At 33.1% G+C, this 12850-nt stretch carries 11 protein-coding genes and 1 pseudogene; 7 read left to right on the top strand and 5 right to left on the bottom strand.

Annotated features, from left to right (window positions below):
• Positions 1–25: 25 nt before the first annotated feature.
• On the bottom strand, positions 26–307 hold the full coding sequence (locus tag V5E38_RS14760) for a hypothetical protein (RefSeq protein WP_499210582.1): 282 nt from the start codon (positions 305–307) through the stop codon (positions 26–28).
• Between the two features lie 1030 nt (positions 308–1337).
• On the opposite strand from V5E38_RS14760, the gene V5E38_RS14755 reads away from it, so the two are divergent.
• The 3 genes and pseudogenes from V5E38_RS14755 to V5E38_RS14745 all read left to right on the top strand — a co-directional run.
• The gene (locus tag V5E38_RS14755; protein ID WP_335447104.1) at positions 1338–1574 is read left to right on the top strand and encodes a hypothetical protein; all 237 of its coding nucleotides are present in this window, start codon (positions 1338–1340) and stop codon (positions 1572–1574) included.
• A gap of 485 nt (positions 1575–2059) precedes the next feature.
• Positions 2060–5821 carry a S8/S53 family peptidase gene (locus V5E38_RS14750; RefSeq protein ID WP_499210581.1) on the top strand — a complete coding sequence of 1254 codons (3762 nt, stop codon included), beginning with the start codon at positions 2060–2062 and terminating at the stop codon, positions 5819–5821.
• Positions 5822–5953: 132 nt separating this feature from the next.
• A pseudogene (locus tag V5E38_RS14745) lies at positions 5954–6082 on the top strand (excalibur calcium-binding domain-containing protein); the annotation flags it as partial.
• A gap of 69 nt (positions 6083–6151) precedes the next feature.
• Here the strand turns inward: V5E38_RS14745 and V5E38_RS14740 are convergent.
• The 4 genes from V5E38_RS14740 to V5E38_RS14725 all read right to left on the bottom strand — a co-directional run bounded on the left by V5E38_RS14740 (position 6152) and on the right by V5E38_RS14725 (position 9610).
• Positions 6152–6334 (bottom strand): hypothetical protein, encoded by a 183-nt coding sequence (locus tag V5E38_RS14740; protein ID WP_097978078.1) that lies wholly within the window; start codon positions 6332–6334, stop codon positions 6152–6154.
• Between the two features lie 525 nt (positions 6335–6859).
• Positions 6860–7402 carry a DUF1003 domain-containing protein gene (locus V5E38_RS14735; protein WP_499210580.1) on the bottom strand — a complete coding sequence of 181 codons (543 nt, stop codon included), beginning with the start codon at positions 7400–7402 and terminating at the stop codon, positions 6860–6862.
• Between the two features lie 328 nt (positions 7403–7730).
• On the bottom strand, positions 7731–8360 hold the full coding sequence (locus V5E38_RS14730; protein ID WP_499210579.1) for a hypothetical protein: 630 nt from the start codon (positions 8358–8360) through the stop codon (positions 7731–7733).
• Between the two features lie 137 nt (positions 8361–8497).
• The gene (locus V5E38_RS14725; protein WP_499210578.1) at positions 8498–9610 is read right to left on the bottom strand and encodes a zinc dependent phospholipase C family protein; all 1113 of its coding nucleotides are present in this window, start codon (positions 9608–9610) and stop codon (positions 8498–8500) included.
• Between the two features lie 271 nt (positions 9611–9881).
• Between V5E38_RS14725 and V5E38_RS14720 the strand changes: the two genes are divergently transcribed.
• From V5E38_RS14720 to V5E38_RS14705, 4 genes are all read left to right on the top strand, one after another.
• Complete coding sequence (locus V5E38_RS14720; protein ID WP_499210577.1) at positions 9882–10688, top strand: PP2C family serine/threonine-protein phosphatase; 807 nt, start codon at positions 9882–9884, stop codon at positions 10686–10688.
• Positions 10689–10926: 238 nt separating this feature from the next.
• Positions 10927–11328, top strand: a complete 402-nt coding sequence (locus V5E38_RS14715; RefSeq protein WP_499213584.1) for an AAA-type ATPase lid domain-containing protein — start codon at positions 10927–10929, stop codon at positions 11326–11328.
• A 302-nt stretch (positions 11329–11630) separates the two neighbouring features.
• Positions 11631–12092 (top strand): GNAT family N-acetyltransferase, encoded by a 462-nt coding sequence (locus tag V5E38_RS14710; protein WP_499210576.1) that lies wholly within the window; start codon positions 11631–11633, stop codon positions 12090–12092.
• A gap of 93 nt (positions 12093–12185) precedes the next feature.
• Positions 12186–12710 carry a P-loop nucleotide/nucleoside kinase family protein gene (locus V5E38_RS14705; RefSeq protein WP_499210575.1) on the top strand — a complete coding sequence of 175 codons (525 nt, stop codon included), beginning with the start codon at positions 12186–12188 and terminating at the stop codon, positions 12708–12710.
• Positions 12711–12850 lie beyond the last annotated feature (140 nt).

Here is a 12850-nt window from a genome sequence, read left to right as displayed (position 1 = left end):
TATCTGTATTCAAGTATCGAATATATTATGAATCTTTCGTTTTTAAATAAAAGCAATCTATTTTTCTAGAAGAATTATTTTGATCATAAGATAGATTGATATAGTCACCATTTTTATAGACTGCAATAACAATATTAGAGCGTTTAATTTTTTCATTATTTTTTACCTGCATTTTATTTTGTATATAATCTTTTTCAAGTTCTATTACCTGATTTACCTGGTTCTCAAACTTATTTTTATTATTACAAGCAGAAAGTGAAACTATAAAAAGTATTGTAGCGAATAAAACCAGTATTTTCATCCTCATAAATATCTCTCCTTATCAAATTGTAAAAGATTCAGTAAATGAGAAACGGAAGTGGAACATTTTTATTTCTTTTTTATAAACTTCAAATTTTCTAATAAGGCATTGTAACTGCACCCATAAAAGGCACAAGTGAAAAGTAGGGATTAAAAAAAGTCGATAATTTGTATCTAAAAATGGATTAATTATTAATTTGGGTAAAAGTAATAGAATAATTGATGAAATGAAACTGGATAATTAAATATCTAGTAGGATGCTTTTCTTTTTAATAAGATTTTTAATAATTGAACTGAATATGTATGACAACAGTGAAACAATAAAAGCGAATGGAAATGATCTTAAAGTAAAGAATAGGGGGATAGAAATTACTTTTTCAAAAGTAGAGAACTATTGTTACAGGTTGATTTGGTTCGAATTGAATTAATATGGATGAGGTAATAGACATCACTAGGGAACTCAGAAATATATGCCTTGCTTTGTTTTTCATTTAATTATTTCCCTTTCTAGTGTCGTTAACATCTCAACTAGGATTATCTTTTATTATAGTTGAATTATTAGAGAGTAAGATTTATGAATGTTATTATTTTGTGAAAGAATTATTTATCGTATAAAAAAGCTATAAACAACTGCTTAACCGCTTGTTTATAGCTTTTTTCATATAAAATTCATAGTTTGTTACTCTACTGGAATATATTTCATTTTATGATTAGTGATAATAAGACTTAAATTTGGAGGTAAAGTGTCATTGACTTTATTTTTATTGTGCGTTTTTATTCTAGTTTTCATCATTCTATTTAAGAGGGGAGCAGTATCATCTAAGCTTAGTGAAAATAATAAACTTGTTTTTAAATTGAAAAATACTAGTTGGTTTCAAAATCATTTGATGTCAGGATTTTTCTTGTTTATTATGAATGCAACGTTGTTTTTTACTACTTGTCTGGTAATTTATCTATTAACGTATCTACTAATTCCATTTCTCCATTTGTTGGTAATGATTTTGGCCATCTTTGGAAGTTTCTTTTTGTGGATAATCGTGAATAAGGCATGGCAAGGTACGAACGCAAACAGAATTAAAATGAGTATTTTAGGAAGTAGTTTTTATATTTTATTATCAATTTTGTTTCTATATTGGTTATTAAATCTTGAACCTTCTTATCCAGGTGAAGATCTGTTTATGCGTTCAATAGGATTGATGTTTGGGATAATGGTTTCAATCGTTGCATTTCTTTCTTGCTTGATTACGACAGGATTTAGTTTTAAAAGCAAGTAATCTGTAAGAAACTCTATGAATAACCTGGGTTTTTCACATACTCATAATAGGTTAGACACATAGAAAAAAAGAGGAAGGGCACTTAACATTACAAATTGTTAAGTGCTTTTATATATAGCAAATAACATTGTTTTTTAGCAAAAAAGTAATAGGTATATATTTTTACTTTTGATATTTATAAAAATTTTTAATAGGTTTATTTAACTAGATAAAAATTTGAAAAGTAAATAACTAGTCATTTATTTTGTGAAAATAAGTGGGTTAATATCATTCGAAAATGATTAGAAAAATTAGTGTATTTTAAGAAAACGCTGATAAACCAAGGGTTGAATAACCCAATTGACCAATAATTGAATATTCTTTATATTTTGATATTGTAGAGTGCTTTTTAAGAAGTGGTTTGGATATGAACGATTAAAATCGATTTTAATAGATTCATATGAGAAGTCGCTTTTTTTTATTTTATCAGAATAGGGGAGTGTAAGATGACAGGAAAGCCTAGGTTAAATAAGTATGTTACTGCGATGATGACGACTGCTCTTATTGCTGTTCCAACTTTTCAAGCGTTAGCTGCTGGGACAAGCAATAATGTTTCAAACTTAACAAATAGTAGTGCTGTAGAAACGAATCTTCAAGGAATTAACGCAAAAGCAAGTACAGGGAAGCATGTGATTACTCTTATTACAGGTGATGTAGTTACTGTAACAGAGTTTGCAGATGGACAAAGTGTAATCAGTGTTGAACCAGCGGATAAAGCTGATGGTGGTTCACATATCATGACGGTTAATAAGGATACATATGTTATTCCGAAACAAGCGATGCCTTACTTAGCTTCTGGTGCATTAGATCGAAATCTATTCAATATTACTGCACTAATAGCGGATGGATATGATGATGCGTCTCAAAAGACATTACCTGTTATCGTACAATATTCAGAGTCAAAAACTCGCTCAAGCTTGAAGCCGGCATTAAAAGCTTCAACGAAAACACATGAACTAGAAAGTATTAATGGAGCTGCGCTTTCTGCAGAGAAGAAGGATTCGAAAGAGTTTTGGCAAGATGTTAAGAAAAATATAAAATCTGCGGATTCTACCAAATCTACAAAGTCATTAGTTACACCTGGGATTGATAAAATTTGGTTAGATGGACGTGTTAAAGCAACGCTTGAGCAAAGTGTGCCACAAATTGGGGCACCTACTGCTTGGAATGCTGGTTACAACGGAAGTGGTGTGAAAGTAGCGGTTCTTGACACAGGGATCGATGCACAGCATCCAGATGTAGCTGGTCAAATAAAAGAAACAAAAAGCTTTGTTCCAGATCAAGATGTACGTGATTTCCATGCACATGGTACTCATGTTGCCTCTACTGTACTTGGAACGGGGGCAGCATCAGGTGGGAAATATAAAGGTGTAGCACCAGGAGCAAGCCTAATTGTAGGAAAAGTGTTAAGCAATGAAGGCTTTGGACTTGATTCATGGATTATTGATGGTATGGAGTGGGCTGCACATAATGCCAAAATTGTAAGCATGAGTTTAGGAAGTGATGAGTCAAGTGATGGCACAGATCCGATGGCACAAGCAGTTAATAATTTAAGTGCTGAGACAGGCTCTCTGTTCGTTATTGCGGCTGGTAATACAGGTCGTGAAGGAATCGGTTCTCCTGGAGCAGCAGATTCGGCACTTACAGTTGGTGCAGTTGATAAATCAGATAATCTTGCTTACTTCTCATCAAAAGGTCCACGATTTGGTAGTGAAGGATTAAAGCCTGATCTGACAGCACCAGGTGTAAATATTACTGCTGCACGATCCCAATATTCAACTCAAGGAAGCGGATCTTATCTTTCGATGAGTGGTACATCGATGGCTACGCCACACGTGGCAGGAGCAGCTGCGATTCTTTCCCAACGCCATCCTGATTGGACAGGCGCACAGCTAAAAGATGCATTAATGAGTACAACTAAAAAATTAGATGATATTAAGCCGTTAGAAGGTGGAACAGGACGTCTTGATGTTGCAGCAGCGACTCTTGGTGATTTGCGTGCAACAGGTTCACTTGATTTTGGTTTCTATGCTTGGCCTCATGAAAATGATGGATTGAAAGAGAAAACAATTACGTACACTAACGACAGTGAGAAGGCTGTGACGTTAGATCTATCAGCAAAAATTACTGATAATAGCGATGCTGATGCACCTGCTGGTTTATTTAAACTTTCAACGAACAAGGTAACTGTACCGGCAAAAGGTAGTGCAAAAGTTACTGTTATACTTGATCCAAACGTAGGTGCTAATGGACAACGTTATCAAGGTCAGATTTCAGCAAATGTTGATGGTAAAACAGTTGTGCATACTGCATTGGCTATGATTAAAGAAGAGGAAAGATATCCATTAACGTTAAATGCAATTGGACGCGACGGTAACCCAGCTTTGGCGTATATTAATCTACTTGGCCCAGATGGTGTTCCGGATTTTATTGCAGTTAACGGTACAACAGAATTACGTTTAAAACCAGGAACTTATTCTGCAATGTCAATGATGGATGTAGATACTGACACTGACCACGCTGGCGTTGCACTTGTAGGGGATCCTGAAATTAATTTAGACGGACCTCAAACTGTTACATTGGATGCACGTAAAGCGAATGAAATTACAGCAAACGTACCAAATAAAACAGAAGCAAGTTTTAGAAAAATGGAATATTACCGTGAAATTGATGGCAGTAATGTTAGTGACATCTATGTGATGCCAGTTACAGTAGATAAGATGTATGCTGAGCCAACTAAGAAAGTTAAAAATGGTAAATTTACATTTAACACCCGCTGGAGATTGATTGAACCATACATGACAATCAATTTCAAAGGCAATGAGTTAGATGATATTCCACAAGCTGGAAGTACATTACTAGATGGAAAATACAACTTAGACGCTGTTTATGTAGGTAAAGGGGCTCAAGCAGATTATAAGGGGTTAAATGTTAAAGGTAAGGCTGTTATCGTTGATCGAAGTGATGAAGTAACTGGTATGGAGCGCTCTGCAGCAGCATATGCAGCAGGTGCAAAACTAGTTATTACTGTAAACGATGGACCAGAAGAAATTAGTGAATATGTTGGAGTGGAAAATGAAGATTGGTCACTTTCAGATTCTCCAATTTCGGTTGTAGCAATCAGTCAAACAGAAGGTAAACAACTGATTGAGGCTGCGAAGTCCAAAAAGGTAACACTGGATGTAAAAGGTACACCTAATACGAAATACGTTTATGATCTTGTAGACAACCATGACAATGCAATTCCAAATGACGTAACTTATTCACCTAAAGCGAACGATTTTGTAAAAATTAATGCTGAATATAAATCAGATAGTTCTACAGCAGGTGGCGAGTTCCGTTGGGATATTCCATCTTACCGACCAAATGGAGTAGGTTACCCTATGAAATTAAATCTACCATCAGTTCGAACTGAATGGGTTTCTGCTCAAAAAGGCACTTCTTGGTATCATCAAGCTAGTGTGCTAGATGCTGCTTGGGAAGTACGACAACCAAAAGCAACATATAAACCAGGACAAACATTAGATGAAGAGTGGTTCTCACCAGTTGCTCGTCCTCGTTTAGGTGATGGCTTCTGGAAGCCTTATCGTACAGGAAACAACTTAGTCATCAACATTCCTGCATGGGCTGATTCTGGAGTAGGAAGTACAGGTTCAGAGTCTAATTATCCAGGTTCACAAACATTAAAGCTATACCAAGGATCAAAACTAGTAAAAGAAGCGAAAGGACAAGCAATCTACTCATTTAACGAATATCCTACTGCAAATACGCAGTATAAAGTAGTTAGTGATGCTTGGCGTGATCCAGAACGCTTCGATAATTCAGTAAAAACACATACAGAGTGGACATTCTGGTCTAAGGAACAAGAAGAATATAAAACAGACCTTCCATTAATCTCGCTTGATTACAATGTAGAAACTGACATGAATGGTGATGCAAAATCAGGCCGTTGGATCGATTTAGAAATGAAAGCGATCCAAGTAGATGGTGCACCAGGAAACGGTAAAATGAAAGGTGCAACATTAGAAGTTTCATATGATGAAGGTAAGACTTGGGAACTAGTTGATTTAAACCGTGAAAAAGATGGATGGAAAGCAAGAATTGAAAACCGTAAGAATGCATCTTCTGTATCATTAAGAGCAAGTGCTTGGGATGATGCAGGTAATAGTATTAATCAAGACATTATTAAGGCTTTTGGATTGAAGTAAATAAAGATTGAGAGGGGTACCTTCCTTTTGGGAGGTGCCTTTTAATGGGTTAATATTAGTGCCCTTTAGATAAAAAGAAAGCTTTTATTTATTAGTAATCGTGGAAGTACTACAGTTAAGTATGCTGCAAGTAATGGAACTGAATTCTTTGCAAACTGCACAAAGTTACGTAAAAAGTACCCATCAGGTGTTCCAAAGAGTCATCCAGTATATCAAGCAAAAATGGATAGATATCATGATCATTACGCTTGTGAGCGATAAATTAAATGAAAATTATCAATTCTCAACATCAAAAAAGGCACCTTCCACTTAGAAGGCACCTCTTAATGATTAACTATTTTGATCAGCTTTTTCAGCGTCCAATAATTCTTGCATGAATTTAAGATTATATGTATGGCTTTCTTTCAGTCTGCTATGTCTTGTTAGTTTGATTAAGTTTTGGTAGTGAGCGATTTCTTCCTCTAGTGATGAAATGACATTTGCACGATATGCTTTTAAATCTTGTTCGTTCATTTTTCATTCCTCCTATAATAGGGATTTAATAATTTAAGTATATCACTAATATGGAAAAATAAATCAAATTTCATTGTGAAAGAAGCAAGATTACACAAAATTTACAAAAAAATAGATTAATCAATCAACTCATTGGTAGGCAAGAATAGGCGAGCATCTAAATTAGAACTTTATTGATAAAACTCCTAATAAGAAGTGCATCAGTGCAAATAAACAATGTGAAGGTGCAAATAAAAGGTGAGCTGCAAATAAAAATAGCAAATCAGAAATTAAAATTAGTAAAACTACAATTAAAATTACTAAAACTGCAAATAAGCTAAAATAATACTCATACCAGTTAGGGTATTATTCGACTTATTTTCTAAGTAGATTTTAGAATTGAAGCAGAACGGCCAATTATCCATTGTAAATTTCATTTATATATTAATGAAACCAATTTTCCCATTAAAAAATCCCCTTATAAGAGACAACTATTTCTTCTGCCTCCTATAAAGGGATTCACACTATAAATATTCTTTTATATCATTAATTTCTCTGCTTAAGTAAATCTCTAATCTCTGCTAATTGACTTTCTATATTGGTTAGACGACTTTGCATGTCGCCAATCTCTTGTTCGGCTTTGTAATTTATTGCGAAATCGATAACGGATTCATGCTTATCGCGTGCTGCTTGACGGTTTTGACTCATCATAATGACGGGTGCTTGAAATGCTGCAATAAAAGATAGACATAAGTTCAACAAGATAAAAGGCGCAGAGTCAAAATGAAAAGCTTTTGTGAATGATAAGCTATTCCAAATCATCCAGACAGCAAGTGTACAACTAAACCAAATAATAAATTTCCAGCTACCACCAAATTGCGCGATTTTATCCGCGATTCTCTCAGACAATTTTGTTCGTTGGGTGTAATCACTATTTAAATGTTGCAGAATTTCTGACTCATAACGATCCACTAATCGGTCAATTCGTGATAAATTTTCTTGGTTTAAATCAATATCAAACCCTTGAATTTTTTTTGGTTTCTCAACTTGTTTTTTTAAATTAATTTGCTTCCAAATGTTGTGTACCATATTCCAACCTCCTCTTTTATAGAGGAAGCCTTCAAAAGCTTATAAAAGTTGGACTACATTTTTATGATGTAATCCTCCTTGGATATTCAATTGTTTGACTTCCTCTGATGTCGTCGATAAATTATCCGACTCACCTATACTGGGACTACCCATAAAAATGTTCCACCTCACTTTTTTTGTATAAATAATACCTTTACTATTATATGATGACTTATCCGATAGGACTATACTATTTTTAAATAATTTCTTATTCCATAAAAAAAGCCGCGTCTGCGACAAGGAATTTTGATGAATAGAAGGGACGGAAATACCGTCCCGTTTAGCAAGATTATATTTTCTCTTTTGTATTAAATGTTTCTTCATATCGCTTAGATAATATGTAATAATGATAGCCTCTTGAATTTGAAATCAAACGAGATAATATTGTTTTCGCTTCATCACGTTTGTTTTCCTTAAGTAATAGTTCGAACTCAAGTACGTTTTTAAATTTCTTTGAACGCATTGAATCCTTTGTTGCTTTTGCTTTTTCTAATTCATTTTCTTCAATAAATAGAAGTGTTTTGTAATATGAATTCCACTCAGGTACTATAATGAAATCAATTCGTTCCTTAATAAATGACAAATCTTTATTTGAAAAGCCGTATACAACCTGATAAACGGCTTTTTTTGAGGGGTTAATTCGTTTCTTCATAACGTATTGATACGACTGTTCGATTTCATCATGCATATGGTTTGTAATTGAATAAAGAAAATAAAGGATTGATTTTTTTGATTGCTTACTTAGAAACCGTTCGATACGCAATAGGTTTTTTGAAAAATAAAATGGATAAAACATTGTCCAAAAAAATAAGAAAAGAACTGCAACATAAAAGATTCCAAATACATATGATGGTGCATCATATAGACCTAAACAAAAAGCACCGATAAATAAAGAGATAATAAATAAAATTTTTTTCATAAAGCCTCCGTGATTAACTTCTAGATGTAAATTATATCATCATTATCTATTTTTAGGTCTTTTATGTTTGTTTGGTAAACAATTCAATTTTATTTTGAAGCAGATAAAATGATTAGAGTAAATGAATTTGTCTCGGATTACTTAGAAATTGCTGAGATCTTCACAATTTTTAAGCTTGATACTTGATGATTAAAGTTGCCTAAATCATTAACATCATCTGTAAGAACTGTCGATGCTCCTTTATAATTGGCATCGGTAAATAAAGTGACTTGATAACCAGGTGAAATATGGATGGAAGAAATGGTATCATTGCCAATACCTTTTACAAGCTGATCGTAATCATAATTACCTGCTCCTAATATTTCTGATGCACCGCCAAAAGCATTTTCCTTATATACCGTCACAGGCATTTCTACACCGTTTACGCGAAAAAACATATCTATGAATCCAGCAGTCTCTCGTTCTGCTTGATTCAACTGAACAAGAGTCGGATTTTTTACCTCGTTCTTCCACATGGCAGAATAATAATTACTGTATGCTGCTTGCCAGAAGTAATTAATGATCGTATCATTCCAAACTTGAGGTAAAACGGATTTTGCTTGCACCGCAGCTTGATGAATCCATGCTTCAGGATTAGTCGAAGAAATCCAATTATATAAACCTGAATCTGGCAACGTCATTTGACTTTGAATACTTTCCGCATAATTTTCAAACTTCGAATGATAGCCCGGTGCGTTATGATCTAGATTGGAAATATTTGAAGCATGTAGAGGCTGTGTTACATCTGTAAAATAGTGCAAAGAAACTCCCAAGTAGTAGAATGCATTGTTAAAATCGCCTTTTTTATAGTAATCCGATGCTAGATTAAAATACTTCGCTCCTGATTGACGAGCTGTTGGATAAGAAGCCCCCGTATAATTTGTTTGGGTGTCTGGGTCATAAAAGTGAGACATAAATGTGCCCGTATCATAAAAAGGATTAATATGATCCGCATCGTATAAGCCCTGTTCCCAACGATCGCGAAACTGATTAAGCAATGTCGTAGGCTTGTTGATTGCAGGATTCGTATTATCGGCTATAAGTTTGACACTGCCATTTACGATAAAATGATGTGTACTATGATCTTGATTGTGAACATCCTCGTCAGACCATGCGAATGCTTTCTGATCATTGCTGAATAATGAAGTGATTGCAAGTGCACTTCCAGCAACTAATGTTAATAGCTTTTTTGATTGAATACGATTTTTCATGATACACCTTCTTTTTTGTATTTTGTTGTCTTACAAGCAACAATGTTTAAGTATAATTAGTTTTTGTTAACGAGATGTTTCTGTTATGTGAAAATTTGTTAAATTTTGGAAACTTTTTACCAATTATGGAAGTACTTACTTCTTCACAGTTTTTTACCAGAGCCAAATTTTTAAGAATTAAAATAGAAAAAGTACATAATCCTTTTTGTGTTCCATATTAATTTAAAGACCTGCAAATTCATTCGTGAATCTTTTCGGGAGTGATAAAAATATGGAGATTAATACTAGTGCTAGAGTATCTCTTTCAAAAAAAGTGTCCGAGGATGCAATGGTAGTAAACAACGAAATAAATGTATATGGAGTTTTTGATGGAGCAACACCAATTACTTCATTTAAGAATGCTGATGGCATGAATGGTGCATATATTGCTTCGAATTTATTTAGAAAGTATTTTGAAAATCATTTTAGAGCTGAAATGACTTTATCAGAAGGAATTATTCAAGTAAATAGAAGACTGATGGATGAAATGAAGTCAAATGACATAGACATAAACCGTCCAGAGGAACTGTGGTCAACATGCGTTGCAATTATTAAATTTGATAAGCAAAGGATATCATTTGCCCAACTTGGGGATTGTATGATTTTAGCAGAAAATCATAATGGCCAAATAAATATCTTAACGAAAGATACAGTAAAGGATATTAGTAGAAGGGCAAAATTGAGACGGGAAAAAGAACGGAAACAGGGGCTGATTTTACCAGATGAATCATACTACCAGTCTATTAAAAATCAACTTATTTATAATCGAAGCATGGCTAATACAGTTGATGGTTACTCAGTTGCAAATGGAACTGAAGTTGTCGCAAACTACATTCAATTGGGATCGATTGATACAAAAAATTTAAAGTCAATTTTACTAATCAGTGATGGATTATTTCATCCGACGTTTGATTTGATCCATTCTTTTAAAGTAATTAAAGAGATTGGTTTTGAAGAATATTCAAAACGATTAGAAATGGAAGAGTTGAAAAGTAAGATTCATTCTGATGATAAGACTGGAATCCTTGTTCGGTTTTAATTTTAGATGCCATATAGGGTATCTTTTTTTATGTTTATATATTGTAACAAATATAAAAGCAATACTTATTAAACTAATGTTAGTATACAGGTGATAGAAGTTTGCACCAAATATAATTAAAACGGTTATATGTAATTGAATAATAATTGATAATACTCATTTAGTGGACGAGAATCGGGATCTAAAGAAATTAGTAGAAGAAGGCAAGTTCCGATAAGATTTATATTATCGATTAAATATCGTTGACCTATATATTCCACCGTTAAGGGAGCGAAAGTTAGACATTCCACTCTTAGTAGAAAAATTTCTAGATAAGTATCGAAACAAGCATCAAAAAAATTATCAAGCTAACCGAGTGTTATTAAATTATTTAATGAACTATCATTGGCAAGGAAATGTACGTGAACTAGAAAATGCAATTGAAAGGGCAGTCGTTTTATGTAACGGCGAAACACTTGTAATTGAGGACTTTCCAAGAGAAATACGTGAAATGAAGAATGAAAGTTTAATTGAATCAGTGAATGACGACCTCCCTTTAACAGAAATTTTAGATCAAATCGAGAGAAAGTACATAGTAAAAGCTCTTGATGATTCACTTGGGCAGCCAGCAAAAGCAGCGAGAAAGCTTGGGATATCTTGACAAAGTCTACTATATAAGATGAATAAGTATTTTTCAGAGAAAGTTTAGTTGGGGCTGATTTGAAGAGTTTAAAAATTTGACCTTTTGAATCAGTTTTTTTGCACTTATAGTACTAGATATCATTCAAATTAATGCTTAGGTGGTCTTTCTGCTGGATGGATTTCGGATGAAAGGTTTGATAAAGACCGTGGGCTATAATTTAGATTAAAAGGTCGACAGTTTAGTTGATTCTTTTTTATGTTCTATTTTAAGAAATAAACAGTTATATACATATAGAAAATCAGAAAAAAGGATGTGTTTAATTGTTCAATTTTATTAAAGTAACCCATGAACATATTGAGCAAGTAATAAGTTTACGTTTGAAGCTTTTAAATGAATTGGAAGAATTGAAGTCTCTTGAAGAAGAGAAACTGATCGAAACTTCAACTAGAGAATATTTAAATACTGCACTTTCAAAAAATGAATTTATATCCTATATGGCAGAAAATAATGGGGTACCAGTAAGTATTAGTGGGATGGTCTTATTTAAAAGACCACCATATTTAGAGAATTTGCAAGGGATTGAAGCTTATATACTAAATATGTACACAGTGAATGAATTTCGTGGTAATGGATTAGCTAGAAGATTGCTTGAAAAATGTATTGATGAATGTAAAAAAAATGGAGTTAAGCGAGTTTGGTTGCACGCTTCTGAGGATGGACGGCCACTATATAAAAAAATGGGTTTTACTAATAAAGATAGTGAAATGGAATTGTTTTTATAAAGATTTTTATTCAACATAATGGCAGTTTAGTTGAACAAGGTATTATAGCAATAATCGTAGAAATTTATATTATCTAAATGTGGAGGATTATAAGTGAATAAAGTATATATAATCTCTGGACCAGCAGGTGTCGGTAAATCTACTACTTCAAAAGAACTTGTTAATACATTCAGTAATAGTGCATACATCTCTGGGGACTATGTAAGTCATATGCACATTAATGGAAGAGAAAAGCCGTGGGAAAGCGAGAAAGAGAACTTATTAATCTGGAATAATATTTTAAGTTTAACAAGAAATTTTCTTAGTTATGGTAATGATGTTGTAATAGATTTTGTAACTTTTCCGAACGAAGCAAAATGGTTAGATGAAAATCTTAAGGACTTAAATGTCGAACTAAAATATGTAATTTTATGGGCTGATAATCAAACTTTGATTAATAGAGATAATATGAGAATACCCGAAAATAGAATGGGTGAACGCTGTCTTATATTAGTTAATGAATTTAGAGAATCAATGATAGATGAAAGACATTTTTTAGATACAAGTAGAGATTCTACACATGATTTTACAAATGTGTTAAACGAAATAAGAAACAATCAAAAATTTATAATAATATAATTTCTTATGTAACGAACTCATGCTTTAGTAAAACATGATCGACTATCCAGTTGATTTTTAAATATGTGGGGGATTCGGAATTAGTCTCCTATTTATCAATTTTTCTCCTTTTACAAGTTCTTTCAATATTTCTTATGCAA

The sequence above is a fragment of the Rossellomorea sp. GAMAL-10_SWC genome, from assembly GCF_049568075.1.
In the GTDB taxonomy this organism is placed as follows: Bacteria; Bacillota; Bacilli; order Bacillales; family Bacillaceae_G; genus Gottfriedia.
The sequence above is the reverse complement of the archived record's forward strand: the minus strand, read 5'-3'. Positions and strand labels throughout refer to the sequence as shown.